A 21,067-nucleotide genomic window follows, 5' to 3' on the forward strand; every position below is an offset into this window, starting at 1 on the left:
GGTTGACAAGCCTCATTTCACAATCTTATTCGTCCGATGAATCATCGTCTTTTGTATACAGCCGCTGGGCGACTGTTTCGGGCTGAACTGCAGAAAGTACGACATGGTCGCTGTCTGCAATGATAACCGCTCTCGTCCGTCTCCCGTATGTTGCGTCAATCAGCATGTTCCGATCTCTTGCTTCCTGAATAATCCGTTTGATTGGTGCTGATTCCGGGCTGACAATGGAAATAATCCGGTTCGCTGACACGATATTCCCAAATCCAATGTTGATTAGCTTAATGCTCAAAACTACCCCTCCTGGTCGGACCATCCCTCTAGCTGCTGCCTGAAAAAATGGTTCTTGTATGTTTTCTTCTGCGGCGCCTGACGAGTCGTTCTTTTGGTTAGTATAGCACGTTTATTTCAAGCGTCACAAACGATGCTTCGCGGTGAGCCCGAACATTATGTACTTCTACATTGTAAACAATATCTTTCCGGCTCACAACCAATGTTTATTCAGCAGACAAGACGGCGAGCTTTTCATTATGCTATAATCCACCGTACAGAACGCAAGCAGCAGAAGGTTTTCTCCTGCTTGTACGAGTAAAGGATGATCGAACGTGAGCTTTGACGGAATTATGACCCAGGCCGTGGTCCAGGAAGTACAGCAAACGCTTCAAAGCGGCCGGATCACAAAAATACACCAGCCCTACAAAACCGACCTGGTTATCACAGTGCGGGCGAACCGCAAAAATCACCAGCTGCTCCTCTCGGTAAACCCTTCCCTCTCGAGAATGCACCTGACAGACGAGAAGTATCAGAACCCGCCGGAGCCATCCATGTTCTGCATGCTGCTGCGCAAGCACCTCGAAGGCGGTTTCGTGCGGGAGGTCTCCCAGCAGGGCCTTGAACGAATCGTTTCGCTTCGCATTGAAAACAAAGACGAAATCGGTGACCTTACGGAACGGACCCTGGTGATGGAAATCATGGGCAAGCACAGTAACGTAGTACTTCTTAATGAAGACCGCACGCATATTCTGGACAGCATGAAGCATATCTCTCCGGCCCAGAACACGGTCCGCACGATTCTTCCCGGCCAGGCATATATCGAGCCGCCGTCCCAGCATAAAGCAAACCCTCTCGAGGCTGGGGCCGGCGACGTGCTGAGAGCACTTGACGCCAACCAGGGCAAGCTCGACCGCCAGCTGATGCAGGCATTTGAAGGCATTTCTCCCCAGAGTGCCAAAGAAGCTGTTCACCGGGCAGGCCTTGGGTCGCTCCAAAAACTGGCCGATACGTTTACCGCGCTTATGGCCGATGTTAAAAACGGAAATTTCCAGCCGCAGATCGTGACTACCGAAGCGAATAAAGAATACTACAGCCCGGTCAATCTTTCTCATGTGGAAGGCTCGAAGGAAATTTTTGACTCAGCAAGCGCCATGCTCGACCGCTACCATAACGGTAAAGCCGAACGTGACCGCGTCCACCAGCAGGCCCACGACCTCGAACGGTTTCTGCAGAATGAGCGCGAAAAAAACGAGCGCAAGTTGAAAAAACTGCGCCAGACAATTACCCAGGCCGAAACCCGCCTCGTCTACCAAAAATACGGAGAGCTGTTAACCGCCCATATGCACCAGCTCCGCGGGGGAGAGAGCGAGATAGAAGTAACGGACTACTACGACCCAGAAGGCGGCACGCTCAGCATCGGGCTTGAGCCTGAACTATCGCCGTCAGATAATGCCCAGAGGTACTTTAAGCGCTACAATAAAGCTAAAACCTCGCTTTCGGAGGCTAAAAAACAGATTAAGCTCACCCGGCGTGAAATAGATTACCTCGACCGTCTGATCCAGCAGGTCGAAACGGCTGCTCCTTCCGACATTGACGATATTCGCGAAGAATTGTCGGACGGCGGCTACCTGAAAAAACGTGTTCAAAAGAAAAAGCAGAAGAAAAATACGAAGCCTCAGGTCGAGCAGTACGTTTCTTCTGCCGGTATTCTTCTGCTGGTGGGGAAAAACAACCGCCAGAACGAATACGTTACCAACCGGGCAGCAAATGCGGGAGACACCTGGCTGCACACGAAGGACATTCCCGGCTCCCACGTAGTGATCCGCTCCACAGACGTAGACGAGGAAACGTTGAAGGAAGCGGCTGTACTTGCCGCCTATTTCTCCAAAGCGCGTTCTTCGTCCTCCGTGCCGGTCGACTACACCCTGATCCGCCATGTACGAAAACCAAACGGGGCTAAGCCCGGGTTTGTGACCTACGACCAACAGTCCACCCTGTTTGTTACTCCAGAGGAAAGCCTCGTCCTCGAAATGAAAAACCGGGCTAAGTCCCAGCCTGCCGCCAATTAAAAAGCTCCTTCCGAACAGCACTGCTGTTCGGAAGGAGCTTTTTTCGCTTATATTTATGACCAGGACACCGGATCCTGCTTCCATTCCTGCAGACGCTCCATATCTTTTTCCCGGACGTAGCCTTCCTCAGCAGCAATCCGAATCAGCGCGGAGTAGTTGGTAAGGGTCTCCGACGGCAGCTGTGCTTCTTTAAGCTGCCGGCCGGCTTCCTCCAGCTCATACGTGAAAATCGCAGCGGCTCCGAGCACCTCGGCTCCGGCTTCTAGAAGCGCCTGCTGAACCGTAATCATGCTTTTGCCTGTCGAGATTAAATCTTCGACAATTACGACTCTATCCTCCGGGGCGACCCGCCCTTCTATCTGGTTACCTTTGCCGTGTGACTTGGAGGATCCGCGAACATAGCACATTGGCAGGCCGAGCTTGTCAGCAGCAATCGCCGCATGGGCAATTCCGGCGGTCGCAGTGCCGGCAATAATTGTAGCTTCGGGGTACCTTGCCCGAATCAGCTCCGCAAGCCCTTCAGCTACCCGGGTCCGTACATCGGGGTACGAAAGCGTCAGTCGATTGTCGCAATAAATTGGAGAGCGGATGCCGGATGACCAGGTGAACGGTTCATCCGGCCGGAGGGTTACTGCTTCTATCATCAGCAGGTCTCTACTGAGAATTTCTTCATTTTGCATCGGACATTCTCCATTCCTGTTCCATTTGTTCGTAAGCTCTTGTCGGATCAATGGCCCCCGTAATGCTTCGGCCAACAACGATCGCATCACTGCCAAGCTCGGCAGCAACTCCAGGAGTCACCACCCGCGTTTGATCCCCAGCCTCCTCACCGGCTCTGCGGATACCAGGAGTTACGGTGAGAAAAGAGCGGCTGCAGGTGCTTTTAATGAGCGGCACTTCTCCCGCGGCACAGACGACGCCGTCCTGCCCCGACCGTTCGGCAAGATCCGCGTAAGCCGTTACGGCTTCATTCATCGAAAGTGGTATGCCAAGCTCTTCATTCAGCACCGCTTCGGATGTGCTCGTCAGCTGGGTCACGGCTATGCATGCAGGTCTTTTCTTTCCGAAAGGGGTGCCCTGCTCCAGCCCCTCGACAGCCCTGGCCATCATCCGGCTCCCGCCAGCGGCATGCACTGTAACAAGATCCACCTGCAGCCGGGCGAGCTGGGCGGCAGCCCGTTGGACCGTATTAGGAATATCATGCAGTTTCAAGTCAAGAAACACCCGGTGGCCTTCTGCTTTCCACTCCTCCACAAGTGCCGGGCCTTCTTTATAAAATAATTCCATGCCAACTTTTAAAAACAACGGCGTCTGCCCAAAAGAAGCGAGCAGAGCGTCCGCTTCCGATTTGTCCGGCACATCCATTGCGATAATCAGGGGGTGGTCGTTCATGCTTTCACCCCGCCCTGCTTCCAATCAGCCCAGTCCGCTGCCGGCTCGGTGCCGGCCCAGTCTGTCAGCTGCTGAATAATTTCCGGGCAGGCAAACGGGTTGCTGATGTTTGCTGTTCCAACAGCCACCGCATTGGCACCAGCCATCATAAATTCCAGTACATCCTCCATTCCCATGATGCCTCCCATGCCGATAATAGGAAGAGCCGTCACTTGCCGCACCTGATAGACCATCCGGATCGCCACCGGCTTGATAGCGGGCCCTGAAAGGCCGCCGATTTCATTGGCAAGCAGTGGTTTCCGCGTTGCTGGGTCGATCTTCATGCCCGACAATGTATTGATCAAAGAAAGGCCATCTGCCCCTGCATGCTCCACCGCTTTAGCAATCTCGGTAATATCAGTCACGTTCGGGGAGAGCTTCACGTAAACCGGCACGTTTGACACGTCCTTCACCCTCCTCGTCAGCTCTGCAGCCAGCTTCGGATCAGTACCGAACGTAATACCGCCCTCTTTCACATTCGGGCAGGAAATGTTGAGCTCCAGGGCTGCTGCCATTCCGGATTCTGACAACCCGGCAGCCACCGCTTCATAGTCTTCCATTTTCGTTCCTGCGACGTTGGCAAGAACCGGTGTGTTAAACTGCTGCAGCCACGGCAGCTCCTGTTCGGTGACTCCTTTAAGCCCGGGGTTTTGAAGCCCGATGGCATTCAGCATGCCTGCTTCTGTTTCTGCCACCCGCGGCGTTTCATTGCCGAATCGAGCTTCCTCGGTGGTCGCTTTGACCGCGATGGCCCCTAAATCGTTGAGATCATACAGCTGGGCAAATTCTTTTCCAAACCCAAAGCATCCACTCGCCGGCATGACCGGGTTTTTCATTTCGAGGCCGGGAAGGCTCACATGCATTTTCATGACAGCACCACCTCTCCCCACGGAAAGACCGGGCCGTCGCTGCATACCTTCCGGTAGCTCGTGCCTTCCGGATCATCTGCAGTGTGACAGACACAGGCAAAACAGGCACCGATACCGCAGCCCATGCGTTCCTCGAGAGAAAGCTTTCCTTTTGCCGTTGCATAAGAGCCGTCAAGCGCCCGGAGCATCGGCAGAGGCCCGCAGGCATAAACGGCATCATAGGAAAGCTTCCGGCGGTCAATGACGTCTGTGACAAAACCGGGCTCTCCGACGCTTCCATCAATGGTGCTCACAAAGCAGTCCCCAAGCGAACTGAACCTTTTCTGAAAGAAAGTACTGGAGGCATTGGCGAAGCCGAGTACAGTCTGCACCCGGATGCCCTGGCCCGCGAGCTGTTTAGCGAGCCCTAGCAGCGGCGGCACACCGACGCCGCCCCCCACGATCAGCGCCTTTTCCCCTTCGTTCATGTCACTTGTATCAAATCCGTTGCCGAGCGGTCCCAGCACATCTACTTCGTCACCTGCGCGCCATGCCGCCATCCGGCTTGTCCCTTCGCCTTCGGAACGAAACACAAGCGCCATTCTCCGACGGGCAGGCCAGTATTCACTAATACTGACCGGACGGCGCAGAAGCGGGGCTACGTGTGGTGATGTCTTCACATGCACGAACTGTCCCGGGGCCCCGATACGCTCCGGCATATCTCCTTCAAGCACTACTTCAAAAATCGAGGCGGCAATTTCATCGATTGAAACGACGGTCATCCATTCTTTTTGAATCATGTGATCACCTCGTTGGTCCGTTCCTCTTTCATCGCAGGCATCGCTTCCGTGGAAAAAGTAATCATTTCAAGCACCTCCAGGAGCGCTCCTGCCGTATCAAGCGACGTGAGGCATACCACTTCGTTTTCCACCGCTTCCCGACGGATCCGGAAGCCGTCTGCTGCTGCTTTTTTCTGTTTTTCCATCGTGTTAATCACGAATTGGGCTTTGCCTTCACGGATAAAGTCTAGAATGTTTGGCGACTCTTCTTCTACTTTAGCAACCGACGATGCCGGCACCCCTTCCTGGTTCAGCCATGTAGCCGTCCCCTGGGTCGCGGTAATAGTATAGCCAATTGCATGAAACCGTTTGGCAAGCACCAGCGCTTCTTTTTTCCACTCATCAGCAATGGTAAACAGCACGGTGCCGTGATTTGGAATTTTCATCCCGGAAGCGATCAGCCCTTTATATAATGCTTTCTCGAGGGTCTGATCGCGGCCCATGACCTCCCCGGTTGATTTCATTTCCGGGCCGAGGGAGATTTCCACCTGGCGGAGCTTGGCGAAGGAAAAGACCGGCACCTTTACCGAAACCCCTTCTGCTTCCGGCAGCAGACCGTCATCATATCCAAGAGAAGCAAGGCTTTCCCCGACCATCACCCGGGTGGCAAGCTTTGCGATCGGGCAACCGGTAATTTTACTTAAAAATGGCAGGGTGCGGCTCGCCCGCGGATTCACTTCAAGCACATACACTTCGTTTTCATGAATAACAAACTGAATATTCAGCAGTCCTTTGATGTTCAGGCCCTTTCCGATAGCGATGGTCCGCTCTGCAAGTGTTTGTTTTGTCTGATCCGACAGCGTCTGCGACGGGTAAACCGCAATCGAATCGCCCGAATGTACGCCGGCACGTTCAATGTGCTCCATAATGCCGGGAATGACTACAGTTTTCCCATCTGAGATCGCATCGACCTCCACTTCTTTACCGACCATGTAACGGTCAATCAGCACCGGGTGCTTCCGGTTTACGCGCACGGCCCGCTCCATGTAGTTGAGCAGCTCTTTTTCATTTCCGACAATTTCCATCGCCCGTCCGCCGAGCACATACGACGGGCGCACCAGCACCGGGTAGCCAATATCAGCTGCCACCACCCGTGCTTCCTCTGTGCTTACGGCTGTGCGGCCAAGCGGCTGTGGAATTTTCAACGACTGCAGGGCTGCTTCAAATTTATCCCGGTCCTCTGCCCGGTCCATATCTTCGAGTGTCGTGCCAAGAATCTTCACCCCGTGGTCAGCGAGTCCGTCTGCAAGATTGATGGCCGTCTGGCCGCCAAATTGGACGATAACGCCTTCCGGCTGTTCCACGTCGACTACGTGCATCACGTCCTCTACGGTCAGCGGTTCAAAATACAGCTTGTCTGACACACTGAAATCCGTCGATACCGTTTCCGGATTGTTGTTAATAATAATCGCTTCGTATCCCGCTTCCTGCAGCGCCCATACGGTATGCACCGTCGCGTAGTCAAATTCCACTCCCTGGCCGATCCGTATCGGCCCGGAGCCGAGAACAATGACAGAAGGGCGTCCGGTTTTGCTGCTTTCGTTTTCTTCCTCATAGGAGGAATAATAATACGGTGTCTCCGATTCAAACTCCGCCGCGCATGTGTCGACCATTTTATACACCGGATTAATACCGAGCTTGAGACGCTGGCTGCGAACCTGTTTTTCTGTCGTATTCCAGTAAGCCGCCAGGGTTTCGTCAGCGATTCCTGTCGTTTTAGCCATCCGGAGGATCTCTTCATCGTTTGGATACGCGCGTGCCATCTCGGCCACTTTGACAATACCGGCGAATTTTTCAAGAAAAAACCAGTCGATTTTTGTCCATGTGTGCAGCTGCTCAAGCGAATAGCCGCGCTTCAGTGCTTCTCCGATATAAAACAGCCGTTCGTCATCTGCGTGAATAAGCTTCTCTATCAACTTTTCTTCAGTGGCCTCAGCATAGTCGGGGTGCGTCAGAAAAGCCCGTCCGAGCTCCAGTGACCGTATGCCCTTTAAAATGGACTCCTCAAACGAGCGGCCGATGGCCATCACTTCTCCTGTCGCTTTCATCTGCGTTCCGAGCCGGCGGTTTGCTGCTTCAAATTTGTCAAACGGCCAGCGGGGGATTTTAGTAACTACATAGTCAAGCGCAGGCTCAAAGCTTGCGTAAGTGGTGCCGGTGATCGGATTCTTCAACTCATCCAGCTTATAGCCCGAAGCAATCTTTGCTGCCAGCTTGGCAATCGGGTAGCCGGTCGCTTTGGAAGCAAGCGCCGAGGAGCGGCTCACGCGTGGATTGACCTCGATGATGTAGTATTCAAAGCTGTCCGGGGACAATGCAAACTGCACGTTGCATCCGCCTTCGATTTCGAGCGCCCGAATGATTTTCAGCGACGAATCGCGGAGCATGTGGTATTCCCGGTCGGCAAGCGTCTGGCTTGGGGCAGTTACGATTGAGTCGCCGGTATGAATCCCGACCGCATCGATATTTTCCATATTACAGACAACAATTGCCTGTCCGGAGCTGTCTCGCATTACTTCGTATTCAAGCTCTTTAAAGCCTGCAATGCTTTTTTCAAGCAGGCACTGGGTCACCGGGCTGTATTTAAGCCCCGAGCCCACGATCTCCACCAGTTCATCATGATTGTGCACCAGGCCGCCGCCGGTGCCTCCAAGCGTGTAGGCCGGACGGACGATGACCGGGTAGCCGATGTCATCCACGAAGGCTTCTGCTTCCTGCAGGTCGTGCACAATTGTGCTTTCCGGCACCGGCTCATCCAGCTCATACATTAGGTTCCGGAATGACTCCCGGTCCTCTGCCTGCTCGATCGCAGAAAGCTCCGTACCAAGAAGGGAGATCTCGTATCGCTCGAGCAGGCCGTGGCGGTGCAGCTCCATCGCCATATTCAAGCCGGTCTGACCGCCAAGGGTCGGAAGAATGGCATCCGGGCGCTCTTTACGGATCACCCGGTCGACAAATTCGAGGGTCAGCGGCTCCATGTATACCTGATCGGCAATGTTTGTATCAGTCATGATGGTCGCCGGATTGGAATTAATTAAAATGACATCGTATCCTTCTTCCTTTAACGCCTGGCACGCCTGGGTGCCGGCATAGTCAAACTCCGCCGCCTGTCCGATCACGATAGGGCCGGAGCCAATCACTAATATTTTTTGGATATCTGTACGTTTTGGCATGGTGACTCCCCTTTTATATGCGAGTAGGTACTTTTTCGTAGCGGTTCATCAAGCGGACAAACTGATCAAAAAGGTCGTTCGCATCGCTCGGCCCCGGGCAGGCCTCCGGATGGTACTGAACGCTGAAGGCCGGATATTCGCGGTGCTCGACGCCTTCTACGGTGCCGTCATTAACGTTGACGTGCGTCAGGACGAGGTCTGTTCCCATCAGCGAATCCCGGTCTACGGTGTAACCGTGGTTCTGGGAGGTGATGTCGACCCGGCCGGTTTTCACTTGTTTAACTGGATGATTACCACCGCGGTGGCCGAATTTAAGCTTGGACGAGGTGGCCCCGCAGGCAAGGCTTAACAACTGGTGCCCGAGGCAGATGCCAAACACCGGCACTTCCCCGACCAGGCTCCGGAGCGTCTCTACCGCCTCAGGTACATCTTCAGGGTCCCCGGGACCGTTACTGAGCATCACCCCGTCCGGATTCAGGGCAAGCACTTCTTTCGCTGTGGCGTTGTATGGCAGTACAAATACGTCACAGCCGCGGCTGAGCAGATTTCGGGTAATGCCGTGCTTGGCGCCGTAGTCCATCAGTACTACCCGTTTGCCGTTGCCCGGCGCATGGTAGGCATTTTTTGTACTGACCCGGGACACCTGATCCCGGGGGTCGATCCACTGCTGCAGCTCACGGACAGCTTCCTCTTCATCTACTTCTTCCGTACACAGCCTGCCCCGCAGTGTACCGGCAGTCCGGATCATTTTGGTAAGGCGGCGTGTATCAATGCCGCACAGCCCTGGAATGTCTTTTTCTTTGAGCCATTCGCTGAGCGTTCCGATGCTTCGGAAATTGCTCGGGTGTGAAGCTGCTTCTTTGATGATCAACCCGCCGGCAGAAGGATGCATCGTTTCAAAATCGTCACGGTTAATGCCGTAATTGCCGATCAGCGGATACGTCAGCGTCACTAGCTGATCGCAGTAGGACGGGTCGGATAAAATTTCCTGATAGCCGGTCATGCCGGTATTAAACACAACTTCTCCCACAGTTTCCCGTTCGCTTCCAATACCTTCCCCGTGAAAAACAGCCCCATTTTCCAATATTAATTTCCGCTTCATTTTTGCACCTCTTTCTTTTGATACACGGTTTGTCCATTTACGATTGTAAGTACCGGCCAACCTTTAAGCTTCCAGCCGGTAAACGGTGTGTTTTTTCCCTTGGATACAAACTGGCCGGGGTCGACTGCCTCTTCGTGCTCCAGATCAATGAGCGTCAGGTCTGCAAAAGCGCCGGCAGAAAGCGTGCCGGCAGACAGGCCAAACACCCTGGCCGGCCGTCCGGTCATTGAGGCAAGCAGATGTTCCAGGGTGCACACTCCGTTTAAAACCAGTTCGTTATATAAAAGCGGAAAAGCTGTTTCAAATCCCGTAATACCAAACGGTGCTTCGCCTATCGGCCGTGCTTTTTCTTCTGCTGCGTGAGGCGCATGATCGGTCGCTATAAAATCAATGGTGCCATCGAGCCAGGCTTCAAGCAGCGCCTGCCGGTCACCCCGGGAACGCAGCGGCGGATTCATTTTATAGTTTGTATCCACCTCCGGGATGTCATCTTCGCTCAGTAGCAGATGATGCGGCGTCACTTCAGCCGTTACGTGAATACCCGCGCGTTTGGCATCGCGAATCAGCCGCACGGATTCCTTCGTGCTTACGTGACATACGTGATAATGGCAGCCGGCCGCTTCAGCAAGCAAAATATCGCGTGCAATATGCACCGATTCAGCTATCGCCGGTATGCCCTGGAGTCCGTTCTTTTCTGCAAACCTGCCGGCGTGCACGCTGCCACCATAAACAAGGGTGTTTTCTTCACAGTGTGCTACCACCGGCATGTTAAGCGCTGCCGCTTCGAGCATAGCTTCATACATGACAGAGGCGTCCTGCACGCCCACTCCGTCATCCGTAAAAGCAAAGGCCCCGTGCTCCTTCAGCGTTTTCATGTTCGTTCGTTTTCTGCCTTCCTGTTTCTCCGTAATGGAAGCATACGGATGAACACGGACAGCAGCCGTGGCTTCAATGCGCTCATACAGCAGATCAAGCTTTCCGGCAGAGTCGGGCACCGGGTACGTATTGGGCATCGGGCACACCGTAGTGAAACCGCCTTTGGCCGCTGCCTGCGTACCTGAATAAATGGTTTCTTTGTGCTCGCCTCCCGGCTCGCGGAGATGCACGTGTACGTCGACCAGGCCTGGAGCGAGCAGGCACCCTTTCGCGTCAACCACCACTTCCGCTTCCTCAGGTGCACGGCCTGTTTCCTGAATACGTCCGTTTTCAATCAGCACATCACGGGATTCGATCGTTTCCTGTGGGGTAAACACCTGTGCGTTAATTATCCATCCATTCATTTCCAATCTCCTCCTTTTGCCTGCCTTAAAACGTGATCAAGCACAGCCATGCGAACATATACGCCGTTAGTCATCTGCTTGAAAATTCTCGAGCGGCTGCCCTCCACGAGCTCGTCTGCTATTTCCACGCCCCGGTTGATTGGAGCCGGGTGCATAATAATACTTTTATCCTTCATCCGCTGCGTTCGCTCTACGGTGAGCCCGTAAGCTTCGTGATAATCGTTTGGCCCGGCTATCAGCTGAACCGTGTGGCGCTCATGCTGTATGCGGAGCATCATCATGACGTCCGCCACCTCCACTGCTTCATCCATCGGTATAAAGCGGCTGCTCATGGCTTCATCCATCCATTCCTTTGGCCCCGATACGTATACTTTCGCTCCGAGGCGCTCCAATACCTCTACGTTTGAACGGGCGACCCGGCTGTGCCGGATGTCTCCAGCGATGACGACCTTTACTCCGGCAAACCTGCCAAACTCCTGCTGAATAGTCATTAAATCCAGAAAAGACTGGGTTGGGTGATGCCCGCAGCCGTCCCCTCCGTTAATGATGGGAATGTTAATAAAGTCCCGAAGCTCATCGAAGTACCGTTCCTGCTCATGACGGATAACCACCACATCCGCACCAATGCTTTCCAACGTGCGTACCGTGTCGTACAGGCTCTCTCCTTTTTTTACGCTTGAAGTTGCAGCGTCAAAATGCAGAATCCCAAGACCAAGGTTTTGCTCGGCCGCTTCAAAACTGAGCTTCGTCCGGGTACTCGGTTCAAAAAACAAATTCGCCGCGTATAAAGGAAGGGTCGTCCGCTCCCGTTTCATGTCTGCGAACTCGTTCGCTCGCGTCAACAATTCGTGGATCTGGCGCACATTCCACTCTTCCATGGTCAGCACATGCTGCACGACTGCCGTTTTTGAAGTTTTCATACTCATCATTGTTTCCGCTCCTTTTCAATGCTCTCGTCCTTCATAAAAAAACCCGGAGTCGGAAAGACTCCAGGTTTACGGGTATGATGAAACGCCCCGCGCAGGATACACTGCTGCCGGGAGTGTTTTCATGCCGTTCAACCTTGGATGTCTCTCTGTACTTCCTTAAAGGATGATTAAGCTGCCTTATTTTTTGATGTGGACGTACTTGCGGATTCAAACATTGACCGGTTGCCGTAGGAGTCCTTTTTCCCCGGAAGCACTGCATGCAAAATCATCCCAATCACTGTTGCAAGCGCCATGCTCGAAATCTCAAAGTATTCCCCAATTTCGATGAACGCTCCTCCAATACCAGTCACCAGAATGACTGAGCTGATAATCAGGTTCCGCTTAATGCCAAGATCAATATTATTATCAATCAGCATCCGGAGCCCGTTCGAGGCAATAATGCCAAAGAGCAGAATAGAAACGCCGCCCATTACGGCTCCTGGAATGCTTGCGATAAAGGCCTCCACCTTTCCGATAAATCCGAAGCTGATGGCAAGTACCGCCGCTCCGCCGATGACATATACACTGAATACGCGGGTGATGGCAAGCACGCCGATGTTTTCCCCGTATGTCGTGTTTGGCGGCCCGCCAAGCACCGCGGCAAACATAGTGGCTACACCATCTCCCATAATGGAACGATGGAGCCCTGGTGACTCCAGAAAGTTTTTCTCTGCTACCTTGCTTAACACGAGCTGGTCGCCGATGTGTTCAGCAATTGTTACCAGCGCAATTGGTGCCATGATGGCGATGACACTCCAGCTCCAGTCCGGGCTGTATGTCGCAAAAGGTACCGAGAAATCCGGCACCTGAATCCAGGCGGCCTCCCCGATAGCTTCTGTGTTTACCATTCCGGCAGCAAGCGCCGTCATGTAGCCGCCGATGATGCCAAACAGCACCGGAATAATCCTGAAAAATCCCCGGAAAAACACGGAAGCGACAATGACAATCGCAAGTGTCACAGCAGCGACGCTCATATGGCGCATCGGTTCATTGTAGTTTCCGGTGTCTGCGTTGTAGTTCATCGACATTTCGATTGCTGTCGTCGCAAGGCCAAGACCGATGACCATAATGACCGGACCGACTACTACCGGCGGAAGAATATTCATCAGCCAGCCTACACCGGCTTTGCGTATAATCAGCGCCGTAATTCCGTAAACAAGTCCCGCAGCAAACGACCCAAGCATCACACCCCCCGGGCCTCCGATGGATAAAGCAGCAATAATCGGGAAGATAAATGCAAATGATGAACCAAGATAGGCCGGTATTTGTCCTTTGGTAATCGCCAGATAGGCGAGTGTTCCAAGGCCGCTCGAGACCAGCGCTACCGCGGGACTGAGTCCCGTAAGCGCCGGCACTAGTATTGTCGATCCAAACATGGCGAACAGATGCTGCAGGCTAAGAATCAGCCAGGTGGCCGGTGCCGGGCGGGTCTGAATATGGATATCTTCACTATTTTTCATGATAAACCTCCATTAGTATTGGCATGGAGGGAAGAAACGCTTTCGTCTCATCCCTTCTTGAACTCACGGGTCCAAATTAAAGAGAACTGATCTTATGCCGAGTGGATACTAACCTGATCTTCACCGTCTTCTTCTGCCATATTAACGGCGATAATTTCTTCGCGCGATGTCGGCACGTTTTTACCAATGTAATCCGGGCGTACCGGCAGCTCCCGGTGGCCCCGGTCCACAAGTACCGCCAGCTGAATCTGTGCTGGCCGTCCGCTGTCCATCATAGCGTCCATCGCTGCCCGTACCGTTCGTCCAGTGTATAACACGTCGTCCACGAGTATTACTGTCTTACCGGTGACGTCCTCGGGGAGTGTTGCTCCGTGGAGCTCCGGCTCCCGGCTGTTATTATTGTGGGATAAATCGTCGCGGTACATCGTAATGTCCACTTCGCCAATCGGTATGGCATTTCCTTCAATCCGTTCGATGCTCTCTGCGAGCCGGTTGGCAATGTAAATCCCCCGCGTTTTTATCCCGACCAGGATACAGTCTTCCACGCCTTTATTCCGTTCAATAATTTCATGTGACACTCTCGTCAACGCTCTCCGGATCGCTTGTTCATCCAAAAGCACCCGTTCCATCTGCACCATCCTCCTTTTCTTCAATGAAAAAGCCCTCATCCTGTGAGGATGAGGGCTTGAGGCTCCGGATACGCGCCATTACAGGCCGGGTATATACATACGCCGCCCTTAGGAATTTTGCGTTCGGACACCACCTCTTCTCAGCCTCACGGGACTGTGTTAAAAAGGCATTCGTTTTTATCGTTATTACGTAGTATGACAGTCTTTTTCTGTGCGGTCAACTGGTTTTGTCAAGTTCATCAATCGCTGCCTGTATTTCCTGTGGCAGTTCAGCTTCCACTTCGATCCATTTTCCGCTGACAGGGTGCTCGAAGCGGAGGCGGTAAGCATGAAGTGCCTGTCCCGGCAAAGCCAGGGTTTTCCGGCGTCCATACTTTGGATCAGCTGCAACCGGATGGCCGATCTGGGCAAAATGTACCCGGATCTGGTGCATGCGGCCAGTTTCGAGCTCACATTCCACAAACGTATATTTGTGCCACCATTGAAGCACTTGGAAATGAGTCACCGCCGGCTTGGAGTTTTCTCTTACAGCCGCCATTTTCTGTCGGTCATGAGGATCGCGCCCGATCGGCATGTCGATTTTTCCGGTTTCATGTGGTACTTCTCCGTGCACAATCGCCTTGTATTTACGCTCAATTTTTCGGTTTTTCATCTGATTCGATAATTGCTCGTAAGCTTCAGGATGCTTGGCTGCTATCAGCAGACCCGAGGTATCTTTATCCAGGCGATGAATCAGCCCAGCCCGGGCTTCAGGATAATTCTGCCACTCCGGATAGCGGTGCAGAAGTCCATTCATTAATGTGCCGCGGAGGTGACCAGGGGCCGGGTGCACGACCATCCCTGCCGGTTTATAAATTACCACTACATCGTCGTCCTCATAACGTACGTCAAGCTCCATTTCTTCAGGAGTCATCTCTTCATGACTTTCTTTTGGTACACTAACATCGATTCGATCCCCGGCCTGGAGCTTGTAATTGTTTTTGACCCGGCTGTCATTGACCGTAATCCAGCCGTCTTTGACCCACTGCTGTACAACTGAGCGGGACTCTTCCAGCTCGTCTGCCATTAGACGGTCAACTCTTGTGCCCTGTTCTTCTTCATTAACGGTTCGTGAATTCATGTGTTTCTTCCTTCTTTCGTGATCTTTCGTCTAAAAACATGCCAATAATCAACCATGCTACACCTACTGTGAGGGCAGCATCCGCAACATTGAAAATTGGGTAATTGTAGGCAAACAGGTAAACATCAACAAAATCGACTACTTCTCCAAATAAAATACGGTCAATGAAATTTCCAATAGCTCCTCCCAGAACGAGTGCCAGCGGGATACCAAAGGTAAATGAGAGCGTTCCATATTGCTGCAGGTAATACACTACCACCGCTATCACGACAATCGTAATAAGTATAAAAAACCAGCGCTGGCCCTGCAGGATGCCAAAGGCCGCTCCTTCGTTCCGGTGAGAGGTCAAATATAGAAAGGATGGGACAATTTCAAAGCTTTCTCCAACACGCATGGAGGCAGCTACTATGTATTTGGTTGCCTGGTCGAAAATAACAATCAGCGCAGCCAGCAGGTAATGCCATTTAATAATTTTCATACAGCCTCTTTCATCCTCTCTTACGGAGTGCGTTCCACCCTTAGCATTTTAGCACATATTCACGGGTGCGAACAGCGCCCCGAAGGAACCTTCCGCCTTTTGCTTTGCATAAAAAAAAGCCCCCTTTATAATCAGGGGGCTCCCGTATTAGGATTGATTAACGTTTTCTTTCTGATGCATTACCGAAGCACAGCGGCTGCACAGATCCGGGTAAGCCGGGTCTTCTCCTACTGTTTCGGTTACTTCCCAGCAGCGTTCGCAGCGTTCACCCTCCGCTGCTCCTACAACAACGCTTACTTCATCAAGCTTCGACGCTTCTGCCGGAGCTTCGGATGCTGAGCCGGCGACTTCCGCTTTCGACACAATAAAGAGCGTCTTTAAGCGGGTTACGCTCTGAAGCATGTCTTTAACTTCCCCGTCTGCATAAATGTCAACCGAGGCTTCAAGCGACTTGCCAATCACTTTTTCTCCCCTCGCTGTCTCCAGCGCCTTCAACACATCGTCCCGGACATCCATGAGACGATCCCATTTTCGCCGGAGCGCTTCGTCCTCTGCAGAACGGTCTGCCTGCGGCATGTCCGTCAGCTGCACGCTGTCTGCTTCTGTCTGAGGGATAAACTCCCATACCTCTTCGGCCGTATGCGGGATAATTGGGGCAGCCATCTGTACGAGGGCAGTTAAGGTGTCATACAGTACTGTCTGGATCGCCCGTCGGCGGACGTCGTCTTCATGCTCAACATAAAGCGTATCCTTGGCAATATCGAGATAAAATGAGCTCAGGTCGACGGTACAGAAATTGTGAAACGTCTGATAGACATTGACGAACTGATACTCTTCATAGCCGGCCCGGATTTTTGTGATTAAATCCTGCAGACGCAGGTGCATATACTGGTCAAGCTCGCTCCAGTCCGATGGCGAAATCCGGTGTTTTTCCGGATCAAAATCACTCAGGTTCCCGAGCATAAACCGGAATGTATTACGGATTTTACGGTATGCTTCAGCGATTTGCTTTAAGATGTTGTCCGACAGCCGGTGATCCGCCTGATAATCAACACTCGACACCCAAAGCCGGAGAATATCCGCCCCGAGCTGCTTTGTGATGTCATTGGGCGAAATTGTGTTACCGAGCGATTTACTCATTTTTTTGCCTTCCCCGTCCATCGTAAAGCCGTGACTCAGCAATGACCGGTATGGCGATTTTCCGGTGACCGCAACGCTCGTTGTAAGAGAAGAATTAAACCAGCCGCGGTATTGATCAGAGCCTTCGAGATACATATCAGCCGGACGCTGCAGAAGCGGAGATGCCTCAAGCACTGATTGATGCGAGGAGCCGCTGTCAAACCATACGTCCATGATATCCATTTCCCGTGTAAAGCTGCCATTTGGGCTATGGTCCGAGGTGAATCCTTCCGGCAGGAGCTCCGCCGTCTCCCACTCAAACCATACGTTGGAACCATGGGTGCGGAACAGCTCGGAGACGTGCTGGATAGTTTCATCGTTAATGATCGCTTCTTCGTCCTCGGCGTAAAAGACCGGGATCGGCACACCCCAGGCACGCTGTCTGGATATACACCAGTCGCCCCGGTCCCGCACCATATTATACAGGCGCGTTTCGCCCCAGGCAGGCGTCCATGTCACGTGGCTGATTTCATCTAAAAGCTCTCCGCGAATATTCTCGATCGAAGCAAACCACTGATCAGTCGCCCGGTAAATGACCGGCTTTTTCGTTCTCCAGTCATGCGGATAGGAGTGGCTGAAGAAGTTCAGCTGCAACAGCGCTCCGAGCTGGTCCAGGTTATCCGTGATCGCTTTGTTCGCTTTATCATAAAAGAGACCTTCAAACCCAGGCGCCTCCTCAGTAAACACCCCTTTGTCGTCTACAGGACAGAGCGTGTCAAGCCCGTACTGCTGGCCTACAATAAAGTCTTCTTCCCCGTGGCCCGGAGCTGTGTGCACGCAGCCGGTACCGGCGTCCAGCGTTACGTGGTCGCCGAGAATAACGAGAGAGTCCCGGCCATAAATAGGGTGCTCAGCCATCACATACTCAAGGTCACGGCCCTTCATACGTTTTGTAATTTCATAGCCGTCCCATTCGAGCTTCTGTTCAAGCTCCTCCAGGAGCCCTTCAGCCACAACATACTTTTCGCCGCCCGCTCGAACCACGACGTAATCAAGCTCGGGGTGTACCGTGATCGCCAGATTGGCAGGTATAGTCCACGGCGTCGTAGTCCAGATGATAAACTTTTCATCGCCTTCAAGTACGTCCTTGCCGTCCTTAACCGCAAACGAAACATAAATAGACGGAGAGCGCATATCGTGGTATTCGATCTCTGCTTCTGCCAGGGCCGATTCCGAAGACGGCGACCAGTAGACCGGTTTTTTGCCTTTATAAATATGGCCCCGTTTGGCCATCTCCCCAAATACCTGGATCTGTTGGGCTTCGTATTCATGATTCATTGTCACATACGGGTTTTCCCAATCGCCTCTTACTCCAAGACGTTTGAACTGTTCGCGCTGACGGTCAATTTGCTTCTCCGCATATTCTTCACAGGCGGCGCGAAATTCAGCTGTTGTCATTTTTTTTCGGTCCACTTTTTTATTTTTCGTCAATGCTGTTTCTATCGGAAGGCCGTGAACATCCCAGCCCGGCACGTAGGGAGCATGGTAGCCCGTCATCGATTTGTAGCGGACGATAAAATCCTTGAGTACTTTATTCAGGGCATGGCCCATATGGATGTCCCCGTTGGCATACGGAGGGCCATCGTGGAGCACAAACAGCGGCCGGTCCTGGGTGCGTGCTTGTACCCGTTCATAAATGCCCTGCTCGTTCCATGTTTTCTGGCGCTCCGGTTCTTTATTCGGCAGATTGCCGCGCATGGGAAATTTGGTTTTTGGCATTAGCAGTGATTCTTTATAACTCATTTCCGTTTCCTCCTTTATTACATTAAAAAGAGCCATCCTGAGCCCCCGTGCATAGGGGCGAGAATGACTCGCGGTACCACCCTGATGAGCGCAGGAAGCCATACAGCTCCCTGCTCGTCTCTTCATTGGCAATAACGGCTTTTCAAAAGCCGCCTTAACTTACTTTTTTGTTCAGTTAAGGAACTCCGGGGTGATAACAAAAATGCCCTGGTTCTGCGCTTTCACCAACCGCAGATCGCTGAGACCGGTACATTACTGCCTGCTCCCCTTCAACGTTTGTCGAATATGATAATGCAAAAGTATAATCTAGTTGCCGGTGTTAGTCAAGCCGTTCGCCGTCGCCTGCATAAACTTCTGCCTCTGCGGCTTCTTCTTCAGAAAGATTCAGCCATTCATCCGAATGAAGCATCTCCATCTGTGCTTCCAGAAGCATTTTAAACTTGGTCTGGTAAACAGAAGCCTGTTTTTTCAGCTCTTCAATTTCAAGCTCAATGCGGCGGGATTTGTTCAATGCTTCGTTGACGATCCGGTCCGCATTTTTTTCTGCTTCCTTCACCGTCAGTTCACCTTCTTTACGGGCGTTTTTCCGCACTTCTTCTGCTGATTCCTGGGCTACATATATTGATTTGTTCAGAGTTTCTTCGATATTGGAGAAGTGATTAATCCGGTCCTCCAGCTCTTTCGTACGTTCGTACATCTCATCACGTTCGCGGATGACATCTTCAAAATCCTTAATCAACTGTTTTAAAAAGTCATTCACTTCATCTTCATCGTATCCCCGGAAACCTCTTGTGAATTCCTTATTATGAATATCCAGTGGTGTTAAAGGCAAAATCGTTCACCCTTTCTCCTATTCAAGTATGTATAAAGGCCCGAGAGCCTGCTGCCTTTTTCTACATTCGCGGCAAAAAAGGCAGTTCCTTCTTTTAAAACAAAAAAGATTATTTTTTTCTTTTCTGTTCCTTAACCCCGTATACTATCCGCTGCTTATCTTTTTTGGTGCGTCCCAGCACCTCCATCAATTTGGAGCGGCCAAGCCCTCGTACCGAAACATAGTCCCCGGGGTGCAGGACGTAAGAGGATTGTTCAACCTTCTTCCAGTTCACGCGCACTTTCGCTTTTTCGATGAACGGCAGCGTTTTGCTTCTTGAAAGCCGGTACGCTTCTGCCATAAACGTATCAAGCCGAAGCGAAGAGACCGTCGTTTCGCGTTCCACCCACTCTTCTTCTATTGGAAGCATAGCGGAAAACGGCTTTTCCACCGGCGTCACGGAGACATTGGCAATTTTCGGGAGGTTCAGCTCGATATAGCTGCGGACTTCAGCAGCTGCCACGAATTGAAAGCGCCCCTCCCCTTCCAGGATATCACCGAACTTTTCCCGTTTTAATCCAATGCCCATCAGTGCCCCGAGCACATCTTTATGCTCAAGGGAAGCGAATTTCTGCGGATAAGAGATCTCAAACAATATCAGCTGAAAATCCTCCTGCTCCGGCTGTTCATAAAACGGATAAATTAACGCCCGTTTTCGCTCAGCATCATCGCTCCCCCCGGCAAACGCATAGTAGACGGTCTCGTCTTTGCCGATAACTGAAGCTAAAATATCCCGCTCCCGCGGATCGAGAAAATCGGTCAGCCGTCTTTCAAAGCTGGTTTCGACTGCTTCTTTCCAGTCCGCTGCCTGTTCCACCCAGGCCCTTTCTTCTGGACGGAAGTGTTCGAGCATATTCATGTTTTATTCACCTCAATTAAAACAACGCACCGGCATTAAAAAACAGCGCCCGTATGCCTGATTCTGCAAAAAAGAGTACAATGATGGCCACAATTGGTGAAATATCAAGCGGGCCGAGCGGTGGAATAAATCGGCGGAACGGCTCCAAATATGGTTCGCAAATCGAGCCGATAAACTGGCCGATCGTAGATTCTCTCGCATTTGGGAACCAGGACATGAAAATATAAACAATTAAAACAATACGGTAAATACTGATTAAACTGATCAACAAAGAACCTATAAGCTGCATAATCCCTCCCCTTTCTTTTTAATAGTGCTCATCCCGTTCTGAAATGATTTCTGTAATAGCGCCCGAAATATCTACATTTTCCGGCGCACAGAAAAAGATCTGGCTGCCAACCTTCTGAATATCCCCGCCGATAGCATAAACAGTACCGCTTAGAAAATCAACGATGCGCCGGCCCTGATCCTTTGGCACCCGCTGCAGATTGATGATCACTGCTTTCCGGCTGCACAGGTGATCGGCAATATCCTGTACTTCCTCGTAGCTGCGCGGCTCCAAGAGCATCACCTTCGAGGACTTCTGCACACTCTGCAGGCTCACCACGTTGCTTGGCGCCGCCCCCTGCTTGTTTTCATGCTGGGCATATTGCTCTTCTTCAGAAAGAGGAACTTCCTGTTCGACAACATCGTCGTCCATTTCAAAAAAACGCCGGAACTTCGAACGCAAACTCATCTTCTCCTCTCC

At 52.1% G+C, this 21,067-nt stretch carries 19 protein-coding genes and 1 other annotated feature; of the genes, 1 reads left to right on the forward strand and 18 read right to left on the reverse strand.

The features are described from left to right. Positions 1 to 25: 25 nt before the first annotated feature. The gene (gene remA / locus ACTTK6_RS05555) at positions 26 to 289 is read right to left on the reverse strand and encodes an extracellular matrix/biofilm regulator RemA (RefSeq protein WP_079476119.1); all 264 of its coding nucleotides are present in this window, start codon (positions 287 to 289) and stop codon (positions 26 to 28) included. Between the two features lie 313 nt (positions 290 to 602). Here remA and ACTTK6_RS05560 point away from each other — a divergent pair, with 313 nt between their 5' ends. Next, on the forward strand, positions 603 to 2,339 hold the full coding sequence (locus ACTTK6_RS05560) for an Rqc2 family fibronectin-binding protein (protein ID WP_079476118.1): 1,737 nt from the start codon (positions 603 to 605) through the stop codon (positions 2,337 to 2,339). A gap of 53 nt (positions 2,340 to 2,392) precedes the next feature. On the opposite strand, the gene pyrE is transcribed toward ACTTK6_RS05560, so the two are convergent. The 17 genes from pyrE to ACTTK6_RS05645 form a co-directional block, all read right to left on the reverse strand. Continuing rightward, the gene (pyrE, locus tag ACTTK6_RS05565) at positions 2,393 to 3,019 is read right to left on the reverse strand and encodes an orotate phosphoribosyltransferase (protein ID WP_462832907.1); all 627 of its coding nucleotides are present in this window, start codon (positions 3,017 to 3,019) and stop codon (positions 2,393 to 2,395) included. After that, entirely contained in the window at positions 3,009 to 3,731 is a 723-nt protein-coding gene (pyrF, locus tag ACTTK6_RS05570) for an orotidine-5'-phosphate decarboxylase (RefSeq protein ID WP_079476116.1), read from the reverse strand. Before pyrF ends, pyrE begins: the two co-directional genes overlap by 11 nt. Next, a complete protein-coding gene (locus tag ACTTK6_RS05575) occupies positions 3,728 to 4,639 on the reverse strand; it encodes a dihydroorotate dehydrogenase (RefSeq protein ID WP_094907861.1) in 912 nt (303 codons plus the stop codon). Before ACTTK6_RS05575 ends, pyrF begins: the two co-directional genes overlap by 4 nt. After that, on the reverse strand, positions 4,636 to 5,418 hold the full coding sequence (locus ACTTK6_RS05580; protein ID WP_462832908.1) for a dihydroorotate dehydrogenase electron transfer subunit: 783 nt from the start codon (positions 5,416 to 5,418) through the stop codon (positions 4,636 to 4,638). The genes ACTTK6_RS05575 and ACTTK6_RS05580 overlap by 4 nt, the downstream gene beginning before the upstream one ends. Further along, positions 5,415 to 8,630, reverse strand: a complete 3,216-nt coding sequence (gene carB, locus ACTTK6_RS05585; protein WP_462832909.1) for a carbamoyl-phosphate synthase large subunit — start codon at positions 8,628 to 8,630, stop codon at positions 5,415 to 5,417. Before carB ends, ACTTK6_RS05580 begins: the two co-directional genes overlap by 4 nt. A gap of 13 nt (positions 8,631 to 8,643) precedes the next feature. Further along, positions 8,644 to 9,732, reverse strand: coding sequence for a carbamoyl phosphate synthase small subunit (locus ACTTK6_RS05590; protein WP_462832910.1), 1,089 nt, complete (start codon positions 9,730 to 9,732; stop codon positions 8,644 to 8,646). Further along, positions 9,729 to 11,012, reverse strand: a complete 1,284-nt coding sequence (locus tag ACTTK6_RS05595; protein ID WP_462832911.1) for a dihydroorotase — start codon at positions 11,010 to 11,012, stop codon at positions 9,729 to 9,731. The genes ACTTK6_RS05590 and ACTTK6_RS05595 overlap by 4 nt, the downstream gene beginning before the upstream one ends. Next, the gene (locus ACTTK6_RS05600; protein WP_079477027.1) at positions 11,009 to 11,908 is read right to left on the reverse strand and encodes an aspartate carbamoyltransferase catalytic subunit; all 900 of its coding nucleotides are present in this window, start codon (positions 11,906 to 11,908) and stop codon (positions 11,009 to 11,011) included. The genes ACTTK6_RS05595 and ACTTK6_RS05600 overlap by 4 nt, the downstream gene beginning before the upstream one ends. A gap of 200 nt (positions 11,909 to 12,108) precedes the next feature. Beyond that, complete coding sequence (locus tag ACTTK6_RS05605) at positions 12,109 to 13,440, reverse strand: solute carrier family 23 protein (RefSeq protein ID WP_462832912.1); 1,332 nt, start codon at positions 13,438 to 13,440, stop codon at positions 12,109 to 12,111. A 92-nt stretch (positions 13,441 to 13,532) separates the two neighbouring features. Then, complete coding sequence (gene pyrR, locus ACTTK6_RS05610) at positions 13,533 to 14,069, reverse strand: bifunctional pyr operon transcriptional regulator/uracil phosphoribosyltransferase PyrR (RefSeq protein ID WP_269845147.1); 537 nt, start codon at positions 14,067 to 14,069, stop codon at positions 13,533 to 13,535. 217 nt (positions 14,070 to 14,286) lie between these two features. After that, positions 14,287 to 15,189 (reverse strand): RluA family pseudouridine synthase, encoded by a 903-nt coding sequence (locus ACTTK6_RS05615; RefSeq protein WP_079476108.1) that lies wholly within the window; start codon positions 15,187 to 15,189, stop codon positions 14,287 to 14,289. Continuing rightward, positions 15,170 to 15,667 (reverse strand): signal peptidase II, encoded by a 498-nt coding sequence (gene lspA / locus ACTTK6_RS05620; RefSeq protein ID WP_462832914.1) that lies wholly within the window; start codon positions 15,665 to 15,667, stop codon positions 15,170 to 15,172. Before lspA ends, ACTTK6_RS05615 begins: the two co-directional genes overlap by 20 nt. A 147-nt stretch (positions 15,668 to 15,814) precedes the next feature. Then, complete coding sequence (ileS, locus tag ACTTK6_RS05625) at positions 15,815 to 18,589, reverse strand: isoleucine--tRNA ligase (RefSeq protein ID WP_462832915.1); 2,775 nt, start codon at positions 18,587 to 18,589, stop codon at positions 15,815 to 15,817. A gap of 50 nt (positions 18,590 to 18,639) precedes the next feature. Then, positions 18,640 to 18,871, reverse strand: a binding site (T-box leader). A gap of 37 nt (positions 18,872 to 18,908) precedes the next feature. Next, a complete protein-coding gene (locus ACTTK6_RS05630; RefSeq protein WP_079476106.1) occupies positions 18,909 to 19,421 on the reverse strand; it encodes a DivIVA domain-containing protein in 513 nt (170 codons plus the stop codon). 109 nt (positions 19,422 to 19,530) lie between these two features. Beyond that, positions 19,531 to 20,319: a YlmH family RNA-binding protein gene (locus ACTTK6_RS05635; protein WP_079476105.1), complete on the reverse strand. Its 789-nt coding sequence runs from the start codon at positions 20,317 to 20,319 to the stop codon at positions 19,531 to 19,533. A 16-nt stretch (positions 20,320 to 20,335) separates the two neighbouring features. Beyond that, positions 20,336 to 20,608 carry a YggT family protein gene (locus ACTTK6_RS05640; protein ID WP_022792702.1) on the reverse strand — a complete coding sequence of 91 codons (273 nt, stop codon included), beginning with the start codon at positions 20,606 to 20,608 and terminating at the stop codon, positions 20,336 to 20,338. 18 nt (positions 20,609 to 20,626) lie between these two features. Beyond that, positions 20,627 to 21,055 (reverse strand): cell division protein SepF, encoded by a 429-nt coding sequence (locus ACTTK6_RS05645; RefSeq protein ID WP_079476104.1) that lies wholly within the window; start codon positions 21,053 to 21,055, stop codon positions 20,627 to 20,629. Positions 21,056 to 21,067 lie beyond the last annotated feature (12 nt).

The organism is Marinococcus salis, assembly GCF_054971365.1.